General features: G+C 45.2%; 19 protein-coding genes. 5 read left to right on the top strand and 14 right to left on the bottom strand.

Annotated features, from left to right (window positions below; translation table 11 throughout):
* Nucleotides 1–2 precede the first annotated feature (2 nt).
* Entirely contained in the window at nt 3–1,448 is a 1,446-nt protein-coding gene (viaA, locus tag IX91_RS20595; protein WP_004745658.1) for an ATPase RavA stimulator ViaA, read from the top strand.
* Between the two features lie 51 nt (nt 1,449–1,499).
* On the opposite strand, the gene emrD is transcribed toward viaA, so the two are convergent.
* The 3 genes from emrD to IX91_RS20580 all read right to left on the bottom strand — a co-directional run bounded on the left by emrD (nt 1,500) and on the right by IX91_RS20580 (nt 4,241).
* Nucleotides 1,500–2,705 (bottom strand): multidrug efflux MFS transporter EmrD, encoded by a 1,206-nt coding sequence (emrD, locus tag IX91_RS20590; RefSeq protein WP_004745659.1) that lies wholly within the window; start codon nt 2,703–2,705, stop codon nt 1,500–1,502.
* Nucleotides 2,706–2,915: 210 nt separating this feature from the next.
* Nucleotides 2,916–3,224, bottom strand: a complete 309-nt coding sequence (locus IX91_RS20585; protein WP_071881325.1) for a cysteine-rich CWC family protein — start codon at nt 3,222–3,224, stop codon at nt 2,916–2,918.
* Between the two features lie 81 nt (nt 3,225–3,305).
* Nucleotides 3,306–4,241 (bottom strand): DMT family transporter, encoded by a 936-nt coding sequence (locus tag IX91_RS20580; RefSeq protein WP_174329864.1) that lies wholly within the window; start codon nt 4,239–4,241, stop codon nt 3,306–3,308.
* A 145-nt stretch (nt 4,242–4,386) separates the two neighbouring features.
* Here IX91_RS20580 and IX91_RS20575 point away from each other — a divergent pair, with 145 nt between their 5' ends.
* Nucleotides 4,387–4,848 (top strand): Lrp/AsnC family transcriptional regulator, encoded by a 462-nt coding sequence (locus tag IX91_RS20575; protein WP_004745662.1) that lies wholly within the window; start codon nt 4,387–4,389, stop codon nt 4,846–4,848.
* Here the strand turns inward: IX91_RS20575 and IX91_RS20570 are convergent.
* A complete protein-coding gene (locus tag IX91_RS20570) occupies nt 4,835–5,893 on the bottom strand; it encodes a GGDEF domain-containing protein (RefSeq protein ID WP_004745663.1) in 1,059 nt (352 codons plus the stop codon). The two genes, IX91_RS20575 and IX91_RS20570, sit on opposite strands and share 14 nt — an antisense overlap.
* A gap of 88 nt (nt 5,894–5,981) precedes the next feature.
* On the bottom strand, nt 5,982–6,458 hold the full coding sequence (locus IX91_RS20565; protein WP_004745664.1) for a MarR family winged helix-turn-helix transcriptional regulator: 477 nt from the start codon (nt 6,456–6,458) through the stop codon (nt 5,982–5,984).
* A gap of 378 nt (nt 6,459–6,836) precedes the next feature.
* Between IX91_RS20565 and IX91_RS20560 the strand changes: the two genes are divergently transcribed.
* The gene (locus IX91_RS20560) at nt 6,837–8,408 is read left to right on the top strand and encodes a BCCT family transporter (protein WP_004745665.1); all 1,572 of its coding nucleotides are present in this window, start codon (nt 6,837–6,839) and stop codon (nt 8,406–8,408) included.
* A gap of 63 nt (nt 8,409–8,471) precedes the next feature.
* Here the strand turns inward: IX91_RS20560 and IX91_RS20555 are convergent, their stop codons facing one another.
* From IX91_RS20555 to IX91_RS20535, 5 genes are all read right to left on the bottom strand, one after another.
* Complete coding sequence (locus tag IX91_RS20555; protein ID WP_004745666.1) at nt 8,472–9,191, bottom strand: 3'-5' exonuclease; 720 nt, start codon at nt 9,189–9,191, stop codon at nt 8,472–8,474.
* 7 nt (nt 9,192–9,198) lie between these two features.
* Nucleotides 9,199–11,088, bottom strand: coding sequence for a DUF294 nucleotidyltransferase-like domain-containing protein (locus tag IX91_RS20550; protein ID WP_004745667.1), 1,890 nt, complete (start codon nt 11,086–11,088; stop codon nt 9,199–9,201).
* Nucleotides 11,089–11,229: 141 nt separating this feature from the next.
* The gene (locus IX91_RS20545) at nt 11,230–12,978 is read right to left on the bottom strand and encodes a formate--tetrahydrofolate ligase (protein WP_004745668.1); all 1,749 of its coding nucleotides are present in this window, start codon (nt 12,976–12,978) and stop codon (nt 11,230–11,232) included.
* A gap of 165 nt (nt 12,979–13,143) precedes the next feature.
* A complete protein-coding gene (locus IX91_RS20540) occupies nt 13,144–13,332 on the bottom strand; it encodes a hypothetical protein (RefSeq protein ID WP_004745669.1) in 189 nt (62 codons plus the stop codon).
* A gap of 39 nt (nt 13,333–13,371) precedes the next feature.
* Nucleotides 13,372–15,729, bottom strand: a complete 2,358-nt coding sequence (locus IX91_RS20535) for a fatty acid cis/trans isomerase (RefSeq protein ID WP_004745670.1) — start codon at nt 15,727–15,729, stop codon at nt 13,372–13,374.
* Between the two features lie 261 nt (nt 15,730–15,990).
* Between IX91_RS20535 and IX91_RS20530 the strand changes: the two genes are divergently transcribed.
* Both IX91_RS20530 and amt read left to right on the top strand, forming a co-directional pair.
* Entirely contained in the window at nt 15,991–16,449 is a 459-nt protein-coding gene (locus tag IX91_RS20530) for a hypothetical protein (RefSeq protein ID WP_004745671.1), read from the top strand.
* A gap of 195 nt (nt 16,450–16,644) precedes the next feature.
* Nucleotides 16,645–18,537, top strand: a complete 1,893-nt coding sequence (gene amt, locus IX91_RS20525; protein WP_004745672.1) for an ammonium transporter — start codon at nt 16,645–16,647, stop codon at nt 18,535–18,537.
* On the opposite strand, the gene IX91_RS20520 is transcribed toward amt, so the two are convergent.
* From IX91_RS20520 to IX91_RS20505, 4 genes are all read right to left on the bottom strand, one after another.
* The gene (locus IX91_RS20520; RefSeq protein WP_038197717.1) at nt 18,504–20,150 is read right to left on the bottom strand and encodes a VRR-NUC domain-containing protein; all 1,647 of its coding nucleotides are present in this window, start codon (nt 20,148–20,150) and stop codon (nt 18,504–18,506) included. The two genes, amt and IX91_RS20520, sit on opposite strands and share 34 nt — an antisense overlap.
* Before the next feature lie 63 nt (nt 20,151–20,213).
* On the bottom strand, nt 20,214–21,446 hold the full coding sequence (locus IX91_RS20515; RefSeq protein WP_004745674.1) for an L-lactate MFS transporter: 1,233 nt from the start codon (nt 21,444–21,446) through the stop codon (nt 20,214–20,216).
* 297 nt (nt 21,447–21,743) lie between these two features.
* Entirely contained in the window at nt 21,744–23,348 is a 1,605-nt protein-coding gene (locus IX91_RS20510; protein ID WP_004749639.1) for a BCCT family transporter, read from the bottom strand.
* A gap of 270 nt (nt 23,349–23,618) precedes the next feature.
* On the bottom strand, nt 23,619–25,079 hold the full coding sequence (locus IX91_RS20505; protein WP_004743081.1) for a DUF3360 family protein: 1,461 nt from the start codon (nt 25,077–25,079) through the stop codon (nt 23,619–23,621).
* Between the last annotated feature and the right edge of the window lie 224 nt (nt 25,080–25,303).

Genomic DNA, 25,303 nt, shown 5'->3' with positions numbered 1-25,303 from the left:
GTATGTTAGGAGCAGACGGTTTAAACTTAGCGCTAGCCATTGCTGAATCAGGAATCATTGATACAGCAGTGAATGACCTAATGGCTCGCTCGCAAGTGATGGCGATGGCAGAAAACCGAGGAGTAAAAACCTCGGTGAAAAACCATCTGCTTAAATGGCGCGGCAGCGTGAAAAAGCGTATCACCAAGGTGTGTGAAACAGAGCGTTTTCAGCAGGAGCTCGCTTTGTATCAAGAGGTGATCCACTGGGATGAAGCGCGATTTTTCGAAGAAATTCCTGAAGTTCTGAGAAAACTAGAATGGCACTCTGCTTTTTACCTACAAGCACGTCGACTGCTAGAAAAGAACAAAGGGTTGAGCAACCCAATGTTCCCGCATTACTTCTGTGACCAATGGTATCAAAGCCTCTCTGACGCGATTCGACAAGCTCAGGTTTCTGAGCTTGAAGCGAACAAAGAAAAGCTTCTTAAAGATCTCTATCAGCGTATGGAAACCATGAAGAGCATGGATAGAGTGACAGAAGAAGGTGACGAAGGCAGTGTTGGCCGCCTTTGGGACATGGCTTCAGCGAAATTGAGTCAATCTGATCTTACTGTTATGAAGCGCCATGCAGAGTTCTTAAAGAAAAACAAAGGGCTGCAAGAGATCAGTGAAAAGCTAGGTCGAATGGCGAGCCAAGTAAACGATCCTGATCTTAATTGCGCTCCTGTTGAAGAGCCGCAAATGGTGGAAGAGAAGGCCGATGAAGCGACCGATGATATTGTCGGCATTCATGAAAGCGACGACCTAAACAAGCTACTACCGAACGAAACCATGTTTTTGGCATACCCTGAACTGGAGGTAGTGTTCTATAAACACCTCGTCGATAAGCGCTTGATGAACTATCGCATGCAGGGCAAATCAAGAACGTTACGTAAGGTTCGTGCGCAGCAGCCTGATAACAAAGACGCAGAGGTTGAAAAGGGACCTTTCATTATCTGTGTCGACGCATCTGGTTCTATGACAGGCTTTCCTGAGCAGTGTGCTAAGGCGATGGCTTACGCGCTAATGCAGATTGCTTTAGCCGAAGACCGTGACTGTTACGTTATGCTGTTCTCAACGGAACAGATTACTTATGAACTGACTAAGCAAGACGGATTGCGCGAAGCGAGTGACTTCTTAAGCTACAACTTCCACGGTGGTACAGACATTGGACCCGTGATCATGAAGTCGATCGACTTAATGTGTGGTGATAAATACAAGAATGCGGATCTAGTGGTGATTTCTGACTTTATTGCACCTAAGCAGTCAGATGAAATGATCGCGAAAGTGGACGAATTAAAAGCGCGTAAAAACCGTTTTCATGCTATTAGCTTGTCTAAGTATGGTAACCCAGAGTTGATGGCCATGTTCGACTATAGCTGGGCGTATCATCCCAACTTAGTTGGGCGACTAATGAAGAAATGGTAAATGTGGAGATACAATAAAGGAGCTCGTTGAGCTCCTTTTTTTGTATTTAGCTTAAATTGCCAATGGCATCTCGTTGGATGGATCTTTTTTTCGGTAAACGCGAATTAAGCCAATTAATGCTAATACCGACATCACTAACATCAGTACCCCAAGTGGCATTTGATCAGGCGCTGGGATTAATGACGCACCTAGCGTCGCTATACCTGCGCCTAGGTTTTGCATTCCTCCTAGTACCGCGCCACCTGTGCCAGCGTGGTAAGGCAGTGGAGACAGTGCACCTGTGGTTGCCGCAGGAAACAAAATACCAGCACCTAAGAAGTAAACGGTCGCACCGCCAATTAAGCTTAGCGCATTAGTATGTCCAAGCAGACCAGGCAGTAAGATGACCAATGACCCTAACATGATCGCCACTAGTCCTACCGTAAGAGCGCTTTTCTCGTTACGTTTGCTGGCAATATAGCTAGATAGGGCGGCACCTACCAAATACCCTGGGATTGGCAGTACAAATAGTAGGCTCACTGTTGTTGCCGGAAGTTGTAAAACCCCGCCGAGTAGGACACCCGCGGCTGCTTCAAAAATCGCAATACCTGAGAAGGTTGCCACCAGGCAGATCAAGTAGCCTTGGAAGCGACGATCTGACAAAACATAACGATAACTGCTAGTGACTTTTTCATAGCGACGTTTTTCACGCGGCAATGTTTCCATAAAGCTGGTCATCATAGTAATGACAACGGCAATACCAAACAGAGCCAAGAACAAGTAGCTAGAGCGCCAGCCAAATGCTTCGGTCAGGTAGCCGCCAAGTACTGGTGCAATCAATGGTGAGAAAATCACACACATGCTGATTAGGCTGTTTATTTTATGCAGCTCTGCGCCTTCAAATAGATCGCGAGTCAATGTACGTGACATTGCGCCTCCGCAACCAATGCCAAGACCTTGGATAAAGCTACCGGCTAGAAACCAGTCATAGCTATGAGCGAACAAAGCAACGATGGTGCCGACAATATAAATCAGCAGGCCAACAACAATGATCGGCTTACGTCCAAGTCTGTCTGAGAGAGGCCCATAGATAAACTGCGAGAATCCGTAAGGGATCAAGTAGCACGCCATCACTGCTTGCAGCGCGGCAGGCGTCACCAAAAACTCACTCGCCATATGGCCAATAGAAGGCACATACATGGTTTGAGTCATTTGACCAACAGCAGTCAAAATTGCGATCAGGAAGGTTAACTTAATCACTTGAGAAGACGCAGACATTTCTACAACACCTAAATTCAAAGCGCAAAAAACACTAACTTTGAGTAAACAAAGCTAATCATTAAAGTAAACAAAGGGAACTATTAGGCGCGAGATATTAGAGTGAGTTGGCGAGTCTGGCAATCGAAAAGTGTGATCTTAAGCAAGATAAAAATTTTGATCATGGATTAGAAAAACTTATCCAAATTTATATGCTATCAAAGCTGCCTTTTATGCAGTCGGCAGCTTAGCTAAACATTTGCGGCATAAGCAAGTATCGGTTTTGGGCAGATCTGACGTATCGCGTTTTTCAATCTCAAAACACCAGCAAGTCGACTTACCTTGGCTGATGTCACATTGAGCAGGCTGATGGCATGAAGGGCAGTTATGCGTGGAGGTTTTACCGCTAAGATTTGCCATTACTTGATCGCGCTCTTGATCAGAAAGATGACGCCAGTTAACAATTTCATCCATGGTGCGATGGCATCCACTACAGATCCCATCGTTATTTTTACAGGCAGCGATACAAGGTGTTTTCAATGTCTGATTCCACTAAAGCTAGGTAAGTGCAGGACTATACCGAGTTAACCGCGCAACATCAAAAATAACCACCTAATGAGATCACTTAGCCCCGGATTTAAATGATGGAGGCTGATACTGAAGCGAGGTGTCTTTTTTCATCAGTATGTTGCTCGCAATTAAACTCCCTACACAAATAAGACTCAGCGCTAGCCAGCTTAATGGCGAAGGGTGCTCATTGAAAACAGGAATCGCAAGCAGAGTTGCAACCGCTGGGGTTGCTGCGCCAAATGCGGCGGTGCGCTCAGCCCCTAAGACTGATATAGCATGAAGGTAAGTAAAAGCAGCGATTAAACCTGCCCCAACGCCTTGCAGCATGATGTGCCCACCTAGCTCTCTCCATGGCCACTCCATAGGACTGTGCAGATATAGATAGCTGTCGAGTACACCCGCAAAAACAAGACCGCAGAGGGCTAACATGGACATAAGAGAGATTAGTCCAGAGGCCGCTAACGGATTTAGGTTCGAGACACGGGCACAAATAGTAAAGGTTGCCCACATTGCACTGCCGATAAGAAACAGCATCTGACCTTGCAGTAAATCCGAGTGAGCGTTACCAACACTTTGCATCAGAAAGGTGACGATGCCGCCAATCACAAGGGCTAATCCAAAAAGTCGGTGAGTACTGAGTGGCTGCTTAAAAAGCAATACTGCTATTCCAGACACAAAAAGCGGAAGTGTACCGGGGATCAGAGCACTGCCATCAGAGACTGGAGCGAATTTCATTCCCGTACCAGCGATCAGGAGGTAAGGTAAGCCGCTACCTATAAACATACCGAGAAGATAGCGTTTAGGTACCGCAAGGATCGCCTCTCTGGCTTTGTAAACGAGGGGGATCAACACGACACAGGGAATGATAAAGCGCGTGAGCGCGATATCTGCTGTGAGCAGTTCTGAGTGCGCTCCACTTCTCAGTGAAAGGAAGAAACCAGACCAAAGTAATAGCGTGGCAATCATTGCCAAATATCCAGAAAGCATATCCATACGTGACCAAAATTTAACTTGTGAACATTATGAGGCGTATCTGGAGGTGAAATCTGGCAATATTCATTACAATATGGAGCTAGATTGGCTGAATCAGTCAATATAAGTGGTTAGTATGCTAGAAAAAGGCGCATAAGTTATGGATCGAATTGATAAGCACATTTTACGTTTGCTTCAACAAGATGCTCGTCAGTCTACGGCGGATATCGCAGATAAGGTCGGTTTGTCCGCTTCACCTTGCGCGCGAAGAATTAAGCGTCTTGAAGAGTCTGGAATCATCGCTAATTATCGTGCAAGCCTGAATAAAGACCTTATTGGTGTGGGCATGACAGTGTTTGTAGAGGTCAGCTTAAACAATCACCAAGCGTCGAGTATTGATGACTTTGAGCAAGCGGTTCAAGAAATGGACGAGGTGATTAGCTGCCATGTCGTTTCTGGAGCTTATGACTACCTTTTAGAAGTGGTAAGTCATGCCTTAGCAGGGTATGAGTCTTTCACTCGTAAGTTGCAGCGTTTAGAAAACGTCAAAGACATACACACCCATTTGGCCATTCGCCAAGTCAAAGGGGGGAGTGAGCTGCCAATCTTTAGCGGAGGTTAGCACGCCCAGATATTTCAATTTCCCGTTGTTCAAATTGCGCCGACATGGAGGGCGTATAGTATGAGACCTTGTCACGCCCTAAACGCTTAGCTTCGTATAAAGCTAGGTCAGCGCGCTTCATCCATTCGCGTGTTTCAGTAAAAGGTTCGGATTCAGCGACGCCAACGCTGATGGTTATCCCCGTAGAGTTAGCATGGACAGTATGCCTGATTTCTTTGGCGATATAGTTCATGATCTCTTCAGTAAGCAGCCGATCCTTACCATGAAAGATAAGAAGAAACTCGTCTCCACCTAAGCGGAAAAGCTTATCAGACGGCCCCATATAGCGATTGAAGGTTTTGACAATCAGCATTAGCACCCTGTCTCCCACATCATGACCATAGCGGTCATTGATATACTTGAATCGATCAACATCCACGATGGCTATGGTGGAGGTGGAGTAGTGTTCAATCGCGTCTTCAAGGGAACTGCTGAGTTCGTGTCGGTTAAATGCGCCAGTCATAGGGTCACGGACGAGCAAGTTGTGCATGTCAGCTTGCAGTTTGCGTACTGCTCCAACGACTACATGAACCAAGATGGCAGTTACGATCAAAGAAATGACGTACCGAGCGGTAATCCCAAAGTCAACATGGAGTGTTGCCGCGTAGCCTGAAGCAATAATGATAATTGCGTTGGAAATGATGGCTTCGCGCTTCGGCAGAAGAAAAATGATACCGATAACGACTGGGTAAAGCCAATACGTCCCCAGTGTACCGAAAATAGCAACGGTTAAGATCGCGGATATGATGAGTAGAGAAAGCGGTAGGTAATAACTAAAAAACGTCTGCTTATTGTAAACAATGGCAGTGACTTCGAGTAACAGAGAAATTTCAAAGGCGAGCAGTACAATACCTAGCATCAACTCGCCAATAATAATGTTCTTAATGCCGAGTGGTACGAACACGAGTAGCGTTATAGTGGCGATAACCTTTAGCAACTGTTTTTGCTGCGTTAAGTCAAGTATCGCCTCGTCATGTTGCTTATGTAATGTATCACTCTTACCCATTACATCCTCTTTGACTGCTAGTTAGAGTTTATTATTGTTGTTCAATAAACGTATGCTCAAAGCAGGATGAAAGCAAATTTCTGGGTGGTTATTCAGGCTTAGTAATACTACCTAACTCAAGGACTGGTGCGACATCAATATCTTCCGCATTCATCATTGAAGAAATACGTTGAACCGAAGAGAGCATAAGCGACTGTTCCCACTCTTCTAAACGCTGGAACTTGGTAATAAAGCTTTGCTGCAGTGGGGTTGGTGCTTCGAGTAACAGCGCTTGACCTTTCTCAGTCAGATGAGCGTGCACTTTACGTTTGTCTTTCACACTACGCACGCGCTGTACAAGACCATTGCGCTCTAAACGATCGAGTATGGTGGTCGCCGTCGCTTGGCTCATATTGGTATGGTCCGAAAGTTGGCGAATCGTCACTTCACCTAGCTCTTTAATCGAACGCATCAGGATAAGTTGTGGGCCAGTAAGGCCAGACTCTTTGCTGAGTTTTTTTGAGTGTAAATCGATCGCTCGAATGATTTGGCGAATCGAGATCAGAACTTCTTCGTGCTTTTCCAATGCGTTTCCTTGGTTAGTCGAGAGTGTGTATAAAAAAGTAGGCGAAAAATACCTGAAAAAATCGACGAAAAAAAGTCTCAATTATCACAATTTTTCATACTGTTTTTGCCCTCTCTTGTTTATGGTTTAGTGTACTTATTTAGTACTCAAACAGTATTGAATTTTGAGTGTAACTCAAATTGATTAATATCCCATCGTTCAGGTCACCATTTTCCTAAATTGTGGCGAAAAAACAGCTTATTACTGGCACAAAACGACAAGAAGCGTACAATATTGGGAGCTGTATCAGATTGCATTGTTACAAAAATCAATTTTAACTCTAATGATTTAAGAGTGATTTGCTGATACACATTAAGGATCAGATGCTAGAGAGGAATGATGACTAAAGGCATAGATAAGTACAGTATCGACAGTACCGACTATACGATCGGACAAGATAATGTACAGAAATGGGGATTCGACGTGCACAATCCAGTGTTTGGATGGAGTGCAGGTCTGATTGCAGTATTTTTAATTGCTGTTCTGGTTATGGATGCAGAGTCTGCTAAAGCGACTCTGGATGGAATTAAGTGGCAGATAATCGGCGGCTTTGACTGGCTGTTTATCTGGTCAGGTAACATCTTCGTTATTTTCTGCTTAGCCTTGATTGTTTCGCCACTAGGTAAGATTCGCCTAGGTGGAACTGACGCAACGGCTGACTACTCTTACCTTTCTTGGCTTTCAATGCTGTTTGCTGCTGGTATGGGTATCGGCTTGATGTTCTGGAGTGTTGCAGAACCAGTAGCTTACTTTACCGGCTGGTATGAAACCCCACTTGGCGTTGAAGCGAATACACCGGAAGCGGCGAAACTCGCGCTAGGTGCGACAATGTACCACTGGGGCCTACACCCATGGGCAATTTATGGTGTTGTGGCGTTATCGTTAGCTTTCTTCGCTTACAATAAAGGTTTACCACTTTCTATTCGTTCAATTTTCTATCCAATTCTGGGCGATCGCGCTTGGGGCTGGGCAGGTCATATTGTTGATATTCTGGCTGTATTGGCTACCTTGTTTGGTTTGGCAACATCGCTAGGTTTAGGCGCTCAACAAGCGGCAAGTGGTATTCACCATGTGTTCGGTATTGAGTCTGGTCTTGGGCTCCAAATCGTCGTTATCACAGTAGTGACTTTGCTTGCGGTCGTTTCAGTACTTCGCGGTATTGATGGCGGTGTAAAGGTTATCAGTAACATCAACATGATCGTTGCTTTCCTACTGCTGATTTTGGTCGCACTTATCGGCTATGCGCTTGTTGTAGGTAATATTGGTACGACACTCATGGCTTACTTGGAAAACCTAGTACCATTAAGTAACCCGCACGGCCGTGAAGATGAAGCTTGGTTCCAAGGCTGGACAGTATTCTACTGGGCTTGGTGGATTTCTTGGTCACCATTCGTGGGTATGTTTATCGCACGTGTATCTAAAGGTCGTACAGTACGTGAATTTATCACGGCAGTATTGCTAGTTCCAACTGCAGTGACACTACTTTGGATGTCGACGTTTGGTGGTATGGCAATTGACCAAGTGATTAACGGTGTGGGTGAGTTAGGTTCTGAAGGCCTTACCGATGTATCACTGGCTATGTTCCAAATGTTCGATGTACTTCCATTTGGTTCGATCCTATCTATCATTGCAGTAATTCTTGTTCTGGTGTTCTTTATCACTTCATCGGATTCAGGTTCGTTAGTGATCGACAGTATTACTGCTGGTGGTAAGGTGGATGCTCCTGTGATTCAGCGTGTATTCTGGGCCTTCATGGAAGGTGCGATTGCGGTAGCTCTATTGTGGATTGGTGGCTCAGAGGCGGTTCAAGCGCTTCAAGCGGGTGCTATTTCAACAGCCTTGCCATTTACCTTCGTATTGCTATTGATGTGTGTCAGCTTGCTAATGGGTATGCGTACCGAGAAGCGATAAGCACAGTTATCAAACTAAAAAGGGACGAATATCGTCCCTTTTTTAATGTGAGCTAGGAGTAGACTAAATCCAGAGTTGGCTGATAGGCATGCTTCTATCGTAGTTATGGGCAATTTGCGCTTGCAGAAGTTCAGCTGTCGCCACCGCATCGGTCAAGGCATGGTGTGGCGTGTAGAGTGGGAGACCATACCGAGAGCGACTTGCTCCAAGTCTTACCGATTCTGGCTTTCTACCTCGTATCTTATTTAAAATGCCCCCACTGGCTTTTTGCTGCAGCTGAGTTTCGATGTGCATGGTATCGACAACTGGAAACTCAATGCCTTCTTTGATGCGTGCATTAAGCGCTTTATCAAAAAACTCACGCTCAATTCGCTGGTAATGAACCACCATGATCTTACCTGCCATTTGGGCAAGTATCTCTTCATAAACGCCAATTAGGTCCGGTGCGTCAAGTACATCGGAGTGGGTAATACCGTGTATGACGACTGACTCTTCAGCTAACTGCTTGCGTGGCTTGACGGTCCAATGCTGCGCTTGATTGATAAAAATGCGATTGAGGTTAAATGGCACAGTACCTATGGTAATGATGTCATCCTCATCCGAATCAAGCCCTGTGGTTTCAAAGTCCATGGCAAGAAAGGTGACTTCTTCAAGCGGAGTCGAAGGAGCGGGCACTCCCGCTTGATAATATTGCTTTAAAGCGTGGTTCTGTGCGACCTCTAACTTACGGCTGAACTTAGTTTGCCAGTCAATAGAGGGTGGAGACATAATTTTATTCAGCATAGCCACCTCACTTAAAGTTGTTGCTCGCTTGGTAACGGAACTTCAAGAAGTTTTGCGCGTTACTTAGGATCTGGAATGCATCTTTTAAATTGCGTCTCTCAAAATCCGACAGGTTTTCCGGCTCAATGTTGTTATCAGGATCAATCTTGTTTTCAACGTCTAGTGCTTGGTGGCGAATCCGCACCATAGAGATAAACTCAAGAGCATCACTTAAATCCCTAGCTTTGCCTTTAGGCAAAATGCCCGCCTCGTGGATATCATCTAATCGCTCAAAAGAGTTCTTAGAGCGAGAGCCAACCGCAAGCGCATGTACACGAATCAAATCCGCCAATGGCGCGGTACCACGACGCTTGAGATTGATGGAGTTCTTATGTTGACCATCTTTTTCCATCACGAAGTCTTTAAAGAAGCCAAGTGGAGGAGTTCTGTTCATCGCATTGCGGGCTAAACAGGCGAGGAAGCGATTGTTTTTACGCGCACGGCGCACAATAAACCCGTTGAGGTGTTCGGCCCATTTCAATCGACCATAAACACCGTCGAGGTCAAAAAATATCGAGGCGTTAAGTAGGGCTTTAGGGTTTGGGTCATCAATCCAATCGGCAAAACACTCTTCCCATTCAGTACGAGTCATGCGCCAATCTGGATTGGTTGCCATAATGTCGCCAGTACAGTAGGTGTAACCGCATTTGTCTAAGCCGTCACAGACAATCTTCGCCAGCTGAGCGAAGTAACTATCGTGTTGCTCTTTGATAAAGGAATTATCAAGAATGATGGCGTTGTCTTGATCGGTGACAAGCAGTTGCTCGTCTCGACCCATCGAGCCCAGTGCAACAAAGCAGTAGGGTACGGGAGGTTCACCGAGCTCTTCTTCTGCAAGCTCGATGATGCGTTGTTTAAAGCTTCGGCCAATCACTGACATTGCACTACCCACCATATGTGAGTTGGCGTCTTCATTTACTAAACGTACAAAACTGTCTTTTACTTGCTCTGAAAGGGTAGAAAGCTCTTCGACTGACTGTTGCTGGAAAATGGTACTGACAAGCAGCAGAGAGTTTTGAGATTCGTAACGGACAATATCCGTAGCTTCGATGATGCCAATCGGCTGCTTATCCTTTAGCACAGGAAGGTGATGAACGTTATAACGCAGCATCGTCAGCATGGCTTCATACACATAAGCGTTATGGTCGAGTGAAATCACCTCTGTGGTCATTACCGTTGATACTTCATCGCTTGGGTCTAGCCCCTGGGCGAGTACACGGGTACACAGATCTCGGTCGGTGATAATACCAACCAGCGGGTTGTTATCGTCTTCGTCGTCTTGAGCAATATCTGGGTCGACGATCAATAGTGAAGAAACATTTTCTTCCGCCATTTTGATTGCCGCGTTCTGAATCGTTTCAGACATTGGAATCGTTGGCGCTTCACTGGTTAGTAGGGTTCTTACTTTGGACGTCGTCAGGTCGTTTTGTTCACTGCTATTAGAGACGGTTTGACGCAAACGCGCGGTATCTTCTACCTCAACGAAATCAGCGAAGGTTTCATGCTCGTCATAGAGTTCTTGGAAGACCGCCTCAGGAATACAGTAGAGCAGAGTATCTTTTATCGCTTTGGCAGGGAAACGCACTTTGTTGTTTGTGAGTAGTCCCATCTGACCAAACAAGGAACCTTCATCAAGACGGTTGTAGAGCTCGCCTTTGCGTCGATAAACTTCAACCACACCACTTCGTACCATATAAAGATCGTGGATTTCATCGCCGAAGTGGATGATAGGCGTATCTTCACGGTAGTAAGAAATCTCAACGTGTTTGGTGACATAGTTGAGTACATCGTCTTCGAGTTCGTCAAAAGGTGGGTGTTGGGATAGGAAATTTTTAATTTCCAATAACTCTGCTTCCATGAAAACATCCGGTCTGTTCGAGTAATGTTTCAATGGTACATGATCTTGTGGTGGACTGCATGACTTGTCGAGATTGCGCTAAAGAAAAGAGGCTAAGTTTTAATCACTTAGCCTCTTCGAGAATTCGTTGGTCAATCGCGGTTAGCTTAAGCCAATAATATTGCCTTCGTCATCGAGATCGAGATTCATAAACGCAGGCCTCTCTGGTAAGCCCGGCATCGTCATTACGTTGCCACACAGCGCGTAGACAAAGCCCGCACCCGCACACAGTCGTAACTCACGGATTGGCACATCGAAGCCAGAAGGCGCACCTTTAATGCTGCCATTGGTGGAAATAGACAGTGGTGTTTTTGCAAGGCAAACCGCTAAGTTGTCGAAGCCATGCTGTTTTAACTCATCAAGTTGTTTTCTTGCTTGGTAACTAAGAGTGATACCACATGCGCCATAACCTGCTTCAGCCACAGCCATTAACTTCTCTTCGGTTGTTTGGCTAAATTGATACAGCGGCTTGAAGTGAGCTGTTTTGTCACATTGAGCAACGACTTTCTTTGCTAGCTCTAGTGTCCCTTCGCCACCTCTAGCGAACCCTTCGCTGATAGCGACTTCGACATCATTTGGTAACGCTTCAATCATAGCTTTTAGCGCTTGAAGTTCTTGGTCACTATCTTGCGGGAAGCGGTTGATCGCAACGACCGCAGGCACACCGTACTTGTTGACGTTGTTAATATGCCATTTTAGGTTTTCGAAGCCTGCAATGAGGGCGCTCTCGTCATTTTCAAATAGCGAATCAGGTATCGTTTGACCTGGTTTTAGATCGTAGTGCCCAGAGTTCGCTTTGAGGCCGCGCAGTGTAGCCACTATCACAGCACAATCGGGTGATTTATCTGACATTTGAGCTTTGATATTACACGCTTTCTCGAACCCCATATCTGAACCAAATCCACCTTCAGTGACGGTGTAATCACACAGTTTTGTCGCGATGTTGTCAGCGATTATCGATGAGTTACCATGAGCAATATTAGCAAACGGGCCTGCGTGGATAAGCGTTGGAACGCCTTCTAAGGTTTGCATCAAGGTTGGCTCAATCGCTTCTTTCATGCTGACGGCCATGGCGCCTGCGACCTGCAAATCTTCCGTGGTGATAGGTTTGCCTTCGATGTTGTAAGCAACAACTATACGGCCAATACGAGCTCGAAGGTCTTTTAAATCAGAAGCGAGAGCAAGAATCGCCATAAGCTCAGAAGCGGCTGAGATATCAAATCCATCTTGGCGTTCGAAGCCATTAATCGTTTTATTGGCTTCATTTTGACCGACAGTAACCATGCGCAATGCTCGGTCATTGTGGTCCATGACACGCTTCCAAACAACGCGCTGAGGGTCGATTTTGAGAGCAGTCAAACCACTGCGCTGTTCAAAGTCTTTATAGCCTTGACGTTGCTCGTGATAGATACGAGCATCTATGGCCGCTGCGGCTAAGTTGTGCGCTGCGGTAACCGCATGAATATCACCTGTAAGGTGCAGGTTTAACTCTTCCATTGGAGCCACCTGAGAGTAACCGCCGCCTGCCGCGCCACCTTTGACTCCAAATACAGGGCCCATTGAAGGTTGGCGTATACATGCCAAGACTGAACGTTTGAGTTTGGCAATGCCCTGAGACAGACCAATCGTCGTCACTGTTTTACCTTCGCCAAGTGGCGTTGGCGTAATCGCGGTAACCAGAATAAGCTTGCCAGTTGAGTTTTCCTGCAGACGTTTGAGACTGTGCAAACTTACTTTAGCCTTGTGTTTTCCTTGGCTATGGAACTCGTTGGCATGCAAACCGGCACGCTCAGCAACTTGAGAAATTGGGTGTAGTTTTGTCTCGCGACAGATCTCAATATCAGACAGCATAAAACCCTCAAAATAGACACATAAAAAGTGAGGCAATCGTTTGCGTGCAAATAATAGCGATTAAATTTGCTTTGTAAAGCTCTGATTGTAGAAGAGTGGATTATACGTGTGTCATGGGCGATGGGCAAAAGAAAGCCCCATGTAAATTACGATGGGGCGTTTTCGTTAGTACCAGTCATCTTCAGGGATTATTTTCCCTTCAGGAGCATAAGGATCATCATCAAACGGATGTTCAGCCTTGTTCCTAAGGCTATCAAGCTGATGTTCAAGCATCTGTACGGTGTCGTAGTCACCTTCTGAGCAGGCAACATAAATTTGTTGTTCCAAAGCTCTAATGCTGTCATTGATACCCATAGTCACCTCCCTGAGCGTGTCATGCGCAGTTGAACGGTTCTACCTATTCTCAAATCTATTGTAGTCAAGCAGGCCAAATTCGATAGGTTGATCCTCTTGATACCATGCATGAACTCTGTCGCTAAACGGCCAAAATTGGTCAGAACTACGACGAATTGCAAAGGTATCCAACAGCTTAACGTAATCTTCTTCGCTCGAAATATTTTTCAACATTTCGACCAGTTTTGGCACTTGCTGTTCTTTAAGGGATAGATACGCAGCAGGGTAACTACCGATCACTCCACGAACCAAAGTAAGATCATCATTGGCTGGATCGCGGTTACTCTCTTCATCAAATAGACTGGAAATGTTGGTATGAGCATTATTGTGCAGCAAGGTGTAGAGCTGATCTTTACCGCTATCAGACTCAATCATTAACATCATTATCTGAGGCAGATAAATAAGCCCTTTGCCTTTGATATTATCGATACTGCGTAGCAACTGCTCATTTTCCAGTTTCATTCCCGTTTGCTCGATTTTGAAGCGGTTAGTCAGTACTGGAGCAAGTTGAGTCTGCAAAATATCGTATAGCTCAGCTTTTGGATCGTCTGTCTGGTACGGCACTTGTGTCGGTTGGTCAAACGGCTTAACGTTACGTTGTAAAAAGTCACTAAGCTGAGCGCTTTGGTCTTTGTACCAGCTAGAGTGTTCTTTGTGGCGCATTTCTCTAGGTAAGAGGGCAACGAAATTACTTTCGCCTTCAAGGCGCAAGAAGTCCATAAACATTCGCGTCATTAACTGATGGCCGAAGTTACCGTACACATCGAACCCAGCCACTAGTAAATAGTGGATACGCTCGATGAGAGCATAGTCCAACACCCAAGCGGTTTTTGGGGGAGTACCGACTAAGCCCTGAACAACAGAAGCACTATCGAAGTGCCTGAATACCGTAAGGGCTGCGTTCTGATTGGTTCCTTCTCCCGTCCAAATGACATCGGTGGTTAGATGCTTACCGCCTTCAAACCACTGATTGATAAAGTCAGACTTTGCTTGTAAATAACGCGCTTGCTGCCTTGAGTAAGATACCCAGTTCGTCACGGGTAAGGTATTGCTTTCAAGTTCACCAGGCAGTTTTAAGTTGTCTGCTTGCGCGTGATAAAACTCGTTCACTTCAGGAATATCTGCTTTGTCTGGGTCTAGAAAGAACACCCAGAAGCGGTCATTGATGACATTTAGCGCCAATTGCCCACGACAAACCGGCCCTTTGATAAAGGCATTAATCGTGTTTTGCGAGTTGTCGAGCATAAACTTGAAGCGCGCTTTAACTGGTATATCAATAAACGCCGTCATCGGGTTTGCGGCAACTTCAGGGGTATAGTCTGGAAGCCTCGCAACATCGTAATCCGCGTCGATAAACCACTCTTTCCAATCATTGATTCGCTCTTCATTCAAGGCAAATGGCATATGAGTTTTATCAACAATGGTGCCTTGCTCTGGAATCAATCGGTAATAAACGCGAGAAACGCCCGGATCATCATACGGTCGGCGAGTCGCAATGCGCCTCACAGGTTGGCCTGGTGGAGTCGTAGAGCGCACTAAGGTAAAGAAGCGTGGCTGCTGTTCGTTTAAGTCGGAAAAATATAAGTGCGACAAAAACAGATGTTCGTAGATGTAACGAGCAGCAAGCTGAACCTTACGAGAACTTTTGTTGAGCAATGTTTCGTATTCGCTCACTAGCTGTGCTTGCGCTGGCGTTAAAGGCAGCGGCTGATTCATTATCGCACCATCTTGTAGCCAACTGATCAGTGTGGAGTATTCGTTGGTATCTAAGTTGGGCATCCCATAAGGCATACCCCAAGTCGGGTAGTCCTGTAAGTACTGGTCATACTCTTCAATCGTCGGACATACTTGAGAGCGGTCAATTGAAAAATCGAAGCCTTCGAGTTGAGTTTGATCTGGCAGCGGGTGAGCCTCTTTTTGCATCAGCATGCGAGCAATCAGCCCGGCTTCTAAGTTGGCGGTTGGATTTTGTACACGTTCATTGAGGACAGGGCTAAAACCAAGATCGCGCCACTCTTGAGTTGTTTGAGCATCCTCAAATAGTCGATGAGGTGTGGCAGCTGTTAGGCGAGTCCCTTGATAGATGAGTTCTTTACTTGAACCGCGGTCGATCCCTTCAACCGATGACATTTTCAGTTGGCATGGGGCATCGTAACAAGCGTGGCAGACAACACAGCGTTTATCGATAATGGGTTTAACCTCAGTAAGGAAGGAATCACTTTCTGCGCTATCCACATCAGTGCGGCGCTCCTGCACGTTAGGTTCGCCAAATAACTGGTCGTAATTTAGCCCAGCATAAGTGGCACAGCCGGCGAACGTTAATACCACTGCCATCATCAAAAATGTACGTAAATTCATCTGGATACTTGTACTGACTATTCAATGGACTAATTGCAGCAGATGGCTTCAATAATGGCAAATAATACTTTTGCCCAATTGATAAAAATGACAAAGAAAATGATTGGTTTTAGATTACGGGCTGTCGTATTTCGCTCCTGATTAAGTCAACAATGACTCGCACCGCAATACCGATAAATGACTTCAAATTTTAATAGTTTTGACTGAAAGAATTTTAAATTGTTTAATGTAATACAATATAGTTTTGTAAGTTGAATAATTGTGAGTGTTGATAATCGTTCCCCTAGCTCTGTTGATATAATCGCCAAAGAAGGTGGTTGTATACCTGAAATTCCAAGTATAGTTTCATATAAAAGTAAGCACTTTAAAATGTTACTTGAAAACTCTGACAATGAAACGATTGAACAGGTGAGAAAAGAGTTTAATACCGCTTGTGATGAGTTGATTGAGGCTAATAGCGAAGCCGTACTGGAAGTGGCTTATCAGTTACTCAAAGATGCTGGAATCAGTAAAGAATATCTTTTTGATAAAATTGAACAGAGTGAGAAGAAAGCGGATTCTTATATGATTCGTAAAGGCCAACAATGCTTTGAAGTGCGAACTATTGGAAGAATTACCGAAGATCTGGCCGCATTTCTGCAAGAAAATAATCTGACTCGTAAAGGTGTTATTGCCAATTTAAAGCAAAGTGGTGAGAAAGTTTACGTGGTAGAAGCTTGAGACGTCTTGAATACAAATCCAATTAAACACTAAAGGGTGTATATATCGCCCTTTAGTTTTAGTCTTTGTTCGTTCGCTCATTCATTTCGATTAGTTTAAAAGGCAATACCTTAGAGAAAAGTGGAGAATTCTCGGTCACTTAACTATGCTCGGATAATACTAAAGGTATAACCGACCAGCTTTTTGGGCATAGCTATGATCGAAAGCGAGACGATAAGCATTACCTGGATTCTGTTGTGTACTGCATTAGTTCTTCTGATGCAGCCGGGTTTTACTTGCTTTGAAAGTGGTCTGGTTCGAAATAAAAACAACATTAATGTCTCGCTCAAAAATGTTGCCGATTTCTGTGTCAGTGGCCTGTTTTATTGGTTAATCGGTTTTGGCTTTATGTATGGGGAAAGCTGGAACGGGTGGATAGGGACGGACTTGTTTGTCTTGTCAGAACAAACCGTGCCACTGATCCTCGCATTCTTTCTATTCCAAATGATGTTTTGTGGTACTGCAGCGACCATTCTCTCAGGTGCGGTAGCCGAACGGATGCGGTTCTCAGGTTATCTAATCAGCTCATTAATTACCGCGACCTTGTTGTTTCCTGTCGTCGGTCATTGGATTTGGAATGGTACCCACATTAAGTCGACAGGAATGGGGTGGCTCGCAGAACGCGGCTTCATGGATTTTGCAGGTTCTACAGTCGTTCATTCGGTAGGTGGATGGATTGCTTTGGTCGCCATTGTTGTAGTCGGTGCGCGTTTAGGTCGCTTTACCGAGGATGGCAAGCCAAGAGAAATGTACAGTCAAAACTTGCCACTTTCTGCGCTTGGTACTTTTCTACTATTTATTGGTTGGTTCGGCTTCAATGGCGGTAGCGTGATCCATCCTGATGAAAACCTAGCAAAGATATTTTCCAATACGGCGATATCAGCCTGTACCGGCGGTTTTAGTGCCTTATTGTTGTCTTGGAATATCCACTCAATGCGAGGTACGCGCTACATATTAAATGGGCTTTTAGCCGGTCTCGTGTCTATCTCTGCAAGTGCCAATATTGCTAACTTAGCTGGCGCTGTTGCCATTGGTGCGGTTGGCGGATGTATCAGCGTGATACTGGTGAGTGTATTAGAAAAACTGCGATTAGATGATGTGGTGTCAGCCGTCCCTGTTCACTTGGGTGGTGGAGTGTGGGGTACTCTTGCGGTTGCGCTGTTTGCTCCAGTAGATCAGCTTAATGCCGCTAGTCAAATGGACCAGCTATTAATACAGTTGATGGGTATCGCATCTACCGCTCTTTGGGTGGTTGGGGTGAGCTACCCACTACTTAAACTCATCAACCATTTTCATCCTCTTCGCGTGTCGGCTCAAACCGAAACCATAGGGCTTAACTTTGGTGAGCATGGTATGAAGGATGAGCTGATTGATTTAATGGAACAGTTTGATCGCGTAGTCAAAAACCATGATGAAGAGAAGCATCTTGAAGTTGACCACGGCTCAAGTTATTCCAATCTTTCTATGACCTATAACTATTTGCTGGATAGCACCAACAAGCATTTTCGAAAGAAAGAACAAGAACTGTTACGTATGGCGAGCCTAGATCCACTAACAGGGATTGCTAATCGCAGAGTTTACGAACAGGCGATGGAAAACACCATGAGTCAGAGTCACGAGCGGGACGAAGATTTTGCTTTGTTGATTTTGGATATTGATTATTTCAAACAGTATAACGACCACTATGGGCATCAACTTGGTGACTACTGCTTACAAAATATTTGTCAGGCATTAAGCCGAATTACGATCAGGAAAAGAGATGTGTTCGCGCGAATAGGGGGTGAAGAGTTTGCCTTTATTCTGCGTAACACCACGATTGAAGAGGCTAAAAAAGTTGCCGAAGCATTGCGCAATGAGGTTGAGAAACTAGAAATACCTCATGCTCATGCCGATTGTGATTTTGTTACTGTAAGTATCGGTGGTGCGTTGTGGGACGGACGAATCAACTTGCCTCACACCGCTCTGTTTGACGAAGCGGATCGAGCGCTATTTAAAGCTAAGTCAAAAGGGCGAAATCAAGTGATGTTCTTCTCTGAGTTTGCGGAGTAGAGAGCCTCTTTGACATAGGCGACAGAGAATGGAACCTTAAGTTCAATAAAGTGCTTAAACCAACGCCATTGATTATCTTGCAGTTTATCTCCAGGTCCTTTGACTTCAACCCATTCAAACTGACCTTGTTTGAAGAGAATGAGATCAGGCATGCCACTACGGTAGAGTTTGAGATCTTTTAGCATCACTTTAAACAGGGACAGCGCCATATGGTTTGGAATGTGCTTGATGCAAGCCTCTAGCAGTTCTAGATCAAAGCCAGCCCAGTGGACAAATGGGTTCGCCAAGCCATATTTCTGGTGGTAAGTGGTGACAAGAGCGTTTAGTCCATCACGCTCTAGAGTGTAGAATGCTTGGTCAATCAAAGCTTGACGCTTGATGGCAAAATCGGCGTGATACAAATCCAACGGGCGATGTTGATAGCGGTTAATGAAAGCACCTTCTATCGGCGCGAATACCACATCCCAGAATGCCAAGCCAAACAAGCCATTGAGCAAAAGGTTCTCGGTATAGAACACCTGATAACCAAGCTGTTCAAAATGCGATTTTACTGCGAGTTCTACTCGTTGCTGAGAAAGATCTAACTCTAAGTGGTATTCGTGAATATCTGGCTTTTTCTCTCTTGGGACTCGAAGCCCTTGTTTGCGTTTGAGCCTTTGTTCAAGCTTGTGCGTAGTTTCTAACTCTGCCACATCCACAGGCTGGAGTGACATTTCAGTGACAACGTCACTCATATCATCAATATTATCGAGTTTATCGTGGACTCGCGCTTGACGCTCGCGCGATGGTGGAAGGGAAGTTTTCGCAAACCATTCTAGGCACTCTTCTAGTTTTCCTAGCCGCTCTAGATCTCTCGACATATCGTTGATCAAGTGCTGACGCTTACGTTCTATATAGTTATGACTGAATGGGTGCTCTATTTCGCCCAGCAGAGCCAATAAGCTAGATGAGTCTTTCCTATCGGAGTCTATATAACGGCCATGTAAATCGGAAAGGTGTAGTAACTGGTTAAGCTCAGTCCGTGAGGAAAAGAATCGGCGTTGATCGCTAAGTTGATAGTTTTCAAATTGATGCAGACCTAAATCATCAAGAACAAACTGACTGAGATCTTGGTGAGTGTTAGCGAAAAACAGGGCGAGTAAAACGTTAATAACCTCGGAGTAATTTAGTCTGATCACTACAAAGTTAATGTCATCAAAACGGGTAAACGGCTTTTGTTCGATCTGGCTTAACAACTGCTCTTTGCGAGCTGCATTATTCGAGAAAGTAAACAATGAGCACAGCTCGGGCTTAGTCAGTAGCTCAGAGGCGAACGTTAAAGCGCAAACATCATGGTTAATAGTAATGAAATCGACGAGTTGCAGGGACTCAAGACAGCGGGTGATATCGCCAATTTCAGGGTAGTTTAACTTATCAGAGCGAAACCACTCACCTTTGCGAGATAGTAGTCGAACAAGCAAACACTTTGAGCTTTTGTCTAGTTGCTTGAAACTGCGTAGCCAGTTGAGTTCACTTTCAGTTAGTAAATCAGGATACCAGTCTAGAGCATGAGTAATTAGCTTGGTGAAATTATGAAGATAATAGTCAGGTGCAAGTTCGATAGGGTCAGACATAACAGCGAGATACAAAAAAGGCTTAACCTTAAGGTTAAGCCTTTTCGCTAGTAATTCAATAGATTACGCGTTTTTAAGCTCAGCGACTTTCGCTTCAGATAGTGGGCGAGTAATGAAAGCAAGTACAATACAAACTGCCATCATCACTGCTGAGATAGTGTACGCAAGACCGTAGCCTTCACCGTTAGTCATTGAGAAGCCAACAACTGCAGCACCGATTGCACCACCAATACCCCATGCAGTGTAAAGTACACCGTAGTTAGTACCGTAGTTCTTCAGACCGTAGAACTCAGCGGTTAGGGTAGGGAATACAGCTAGAAGAGTACCGTAACCTACTGCTGCGATCGCTGTACCAATGATTAGCGTGAACTCAGAGTTGAAGGTTGCAAACAGAACCATGTTGATGCCCTGTAGAACGAAAGCTAGAAGCAGTGTACGCACGCCGCCAATTTTGTCTGCAAGCATACCAGCAGCAACACGGCCGCCAGAGTTGAATACCGCTAGGATAGACGCTAGGTAAACCGCGTTTGGTAGGTTCGCTTGAACACTTGCGATAGTCGTGATGTTACCAATGATCATTAGGCCAACAGATGCTGCGAATGCGTACATAATCCATAGCGAGTAAAACTGAGGCGTTTTAAGCATAGCTTTCCAAGTTAGGTCGTCAGACTTCTTAACCACTTTTGGCGCTTGGCCTTCTTTTACTTTTGGTTCAGCAGGTGTGTAATCTGCTGGTGGGTTGCTGATGGTTGCCGCTAAAGGTACAGCGATAGCAAGGACACCAACACCAAGAATCATAAAGCTGGTTTGGATACCCATGCTTGTGATTAGAGCAGAAGTTACCGGCGCTAAGTAGATAGCCGCTAGACCAAAGCCAGCCGCGATAATGCCGTTAACCATACCTTTCTTAGACGCGTGGAACCACTTCATTGCTGAAGGAGAAAGACATGCGTAGCCAAAACCGATACCTGCACCAGTGATAACACCAAAAGTGATGTTCAGCATCAGTGGTGAATCAACGAAGCCAGATGCGATCATACCTAGACCTGTTAGCACAGTACCTAGGATAAGGATCAAGCGAGGGCCCATGCGGTCTTGCAGGATACCAGCAACCAGAAGACAGATAGAGAAAGTGATCGTTGCTGTTGCGTAAGGCGCTGAAGCTTCAGCTGCGCTCCAACCTGACTCGGTCACTAATGCCTTGTTGAATACACTCCAAGCATACAGGATGCCAAGACAAAGGTTGATACAGAATCCCGCTAGCAGGATGCGCATAGCTTTATCAATCTTGCTCATTTTTCTTCTCGTTTTTCCTCGAAAGAGGATCGGTTAACAGTTCAATTACTCAAATTAAGTTTGCGTTTATCAACATAAAGCGCAATGGGCGCGAATTATAACCAAATTTAGTGTGATTGGAATCTCTTTTTTAACAGATTAAGTAATTAATTTTGAGAAGTTAAATATGTGTAAGTAATCGATACTGATCTTCACAACTTAGTAATATGGTTTGTTGTAAAACCATTTGGTGCGAGGGTATAAAGGTAGGGGTACAGGAATGAAAAAGCTCTCCCGATTTACGGGAGAGCTTGAGACTTAGCTTTTCGCTTTGATAGCGGAATTTGGTTGCTCAACTTCAGTTAAAAGCCCTTTGATTAAGCTTATACAACCCAGAATTAAAATAATGGTAAACGGAAGTGCAGCAATAATAGTGATAGATTGCAGTGCTTGAATAGATTGAGTACCACCAATCCACAGCATTACCATAGCGATTGAACCCGCAATAAGTGCCCACACCACTTTTTGTTTTAGTGGAACTTCTAGTTTGCCACCCGCAGTCATGCTATCGATTACGATTGAGCCTGAGTCTAGTGTGGTAACAAAGAAGACGACAATTAGCGCGACGGCGAGAACCGACAGCACGTTGCCTAATGAGTACGCATCAAGCATGTAGAACAGGCTTAGCGATACATCTGAAATACCTTGTTCAATACCAAGTAGACCAACGTGGTTGATAATTTGATCAATCGCAACGCCGCCAAATACAGACATCCAAGCTGTTGTTACTAGGGTAGGAATAATCATCACGCAGACAAGAAACTCGCGTACTGTGCGTCCTTTAGAAATACGCGCAACGAACATGCCGAAGAATGGCGCGTAAGCAACCCACCAAGCCCAGTAGAATACAGTCCAGCCATGTAACCATGTTGTGTCTTCACGGCCACTTGTTTGACTGAGCGGGATAATGTTCTTCACGTAACCAACAACTGCTGTGTAGGTTGAATCCAGAACCGTAGTGAAGTTAAGTACCGCGATAAACCCAAGGAAAACAAAGGCAATGATCATATTCAGATTACTCAGCAGCTTCACGCCGCCATCCATTCCGCGTAATACTGAAATGATCGCTAATCCCATGATCAACACAATGATTGATTGCTGAAGGTATAAGCTGTTTTCAAAACCAAACACATAGCTGATCCCGCTCGCTGCTTGCGAGCCACCTAAGCCTAGTGACGTCGCAAGGCCAAACAAGGTGACTAGAACAGTCATCACGTCGATTACATCACCAATCTTGCCCCAAACTTTATCACCTAAAAGTGGGTAAAAGACTGAGCGCATAGAAAGTGGTAGGCCTTTGTTATAAACGAAGTATGCTAGGCATAGTGCCGCCATACCGTATATTGCCCAAGCGTGAAGACCCCAGTGGAATACGGTTGCACCGAGAGCAAGTTCGCGGCCTTCAGGTGTGTAAGCATCAACATTCAGTGGTGTACCAAACCAGTTGGTATAGAAAGCGGTAGGTTCTGCCACACCCCAGAAAATAAGTCCGATACCCATACCGGCTGCAAACAGCATCGCAATCCAAGACAAGGTCGAATAATCGGCGGTCGCTTTATCACCACCCAAACGAATCTTACCTAAAGGTGAGAATGCAATGACAACTGAGAATAGAAGTAGCAGGTTGGCTCCCCACATGAATAGGAAGTCAAAGTTAGAAAGTACCGCCCCTTTTACGGAATCAATGGCGGCTTTTGCGTCTGCTGGCGAAAGTGCAAGCAAGGTGACGATGAAAAGGATAGATAGACCAACAGAGACAGTAAATACTGTGTTGTGAACGTCCATACCCCATTTATTAATGTTATCTTGGCCGACTTGATAGTCGGTTGAATCAATACTGTACTTTTTCGATTTATAATCCATAAATTGTGATTTTATCTACTCATGTCCGTGAGCAGAAAGACCAACTCCATATCTTTTTACTACTTGATTAGCTTGCTCTAATCATCAAAGCGATGACAGAAATTGCATTTAAAAAGAACAACTTCGGCAGTTAGCGTAATCCCCAAGATGCGGATCCTATCACATTTTTGATGTTCATTCAGGAGAGGGGAGAGTGGAGGGGGCACCTAAGCGGGAAGGAAAGGACAAAGTACGGAATAATTGCACTTTGCCCAAAACCTAAAGTTAAGCTTAGTTACCGATTAGAGCAGGGATACCCGGCAATTGACCAACGAATGCCAATGAGCCAACGCAGATGATAAATGCTAGGCCCGGAATAAGGTACTTATCTTTTGGTGATAAAGACTTTGCACGTTCGTGGTCGCCAATTAGCCCCATGTTATCGAGTAGCATGGTTGTCGCCCAGCCAAAGACAGGGTTCACAAACGCACAGGCAAAGATACAGATACCAGCGCTGAGTGAATCTTTATGTTTGTGAATCATCTGCATGCCCGCTTCAAGTAGCGGTAGGAAAACACCAACAATAAGAGCAACGCGCAGTACAGGCTCCCACATGGCTAAGTCCATCGGGTAGCCGATAACCGATGCAGCGATACACATTAAGCCAGTCAACAAAGCACCACCCGGGATAGGGCGTTTAGCAATCGCCGCAGGAATCATGTAAGTCCCCCACGATGAGGCTAAGTTACCGCCACCTAAAAGTGCGCCGACACCTTGGCGAACTGACGCGCCAACCATAGTATCGTCAACGTCCATCAAAACGCCTTTGGCCTCTTTCGGGTAGTTCAGTTCTTGGAAAACGCGGTGGCCTAGGTAATCTGGTGACCACATAGCAACGGCAAGCAGCGCAAAAGGTGTAACCGCAATAAAGTGTTCTAGATTAGGCCAACCTAATTGCCAACCTGTGTCTTCGCCCCACCAGTAGAATGGACTAAAGTGTGGTAGACCGGGTTCTGTCGTGAATGAGAAATCAGCACCCATAACGTACGCGACAATACCTGCAAGCGCTGAACATAGAGGGATGGCTAACCAGCGCTTATTGATTTTGGCTAGATAAGCGTAAACCATAACCGTGACACCGATAACGGCAAAAGAGATGTAACCCTGATCGCTACTTGCAGCCCAAGCTTCGGTCTTGTTGATTTGACCAATCAAACCGACCGCACCTAGGTATATCAGCAAGCCTCCTCGCACACCGACCCCTGTTAAGGTCATGAGCTTGGAACCCCCTTTAGTAAAGGCAAGGATTAAACCAAAGGCACAAACCATTAAGCCTAGTGCTAACGGATGCCCGCCCGCAGCAGCGATAAGCGGTATCAACGGGATCATTGGCCCATGAGTCCCGGCTAGGTTAGCGTTTGGATTTAGAATGGCTGAAAAAAGGATAACAAACAGAGCACCCGCAATGAGCAGTTCGTAGCGAACGTTTTCTGCAACAAATTCAGGTGATAAACCAAACTGAGCGGCAAAAGCAGCGACCATTGCCGTCACCATTACCACTTTACCTATGGTCGCAGCTAGGGCTGGAACCCAGTCTTCTATTTCAATACTGTAATCACGTGAGGGTAAGTGAATACCCCAGCGGCGAAAACTCATGATCTTTAGATCATGGTTGAGAAACTCTTCTCGGCTCTCAAATTCATGCGCCTTTTTACGCATATCCCTGTAAAAGGTTTTACTAGTGTTAGACATTTCGTCTTCCTTTGTTATGAGACGAAGTTGAACCATGTCAATTAGCTCTCCACTTACACTTGGTATACTGACCTTCGATCAGTACGAGACGACATCCCAGACGCTACCAAGAACCTTATCTATTTGAAAAGGTGGGAAAAACATGAGCTCACTTCGTTGATGACGACAAGATAACTCTTGGGCACCTTGTCAAAAATCGAGTCAAAACATTGGCCTCATACTAA

This window comes from Vibrio tubiashii ATCC 19109 (genome assembly GCF_000772105.1).
In the GTDB taxonomy this organism is placed as follows: Bacteria; Pseudomonadota; Gammaproteobacteria; order Enterobacterales; family Vibrionaceae; genus Vibrio; species Vibrio tubiashii.
Note: the sequence above shows the minus strand (reverse complement) of the source record. Positions and strands in the feature narration are given on the sequence as shown.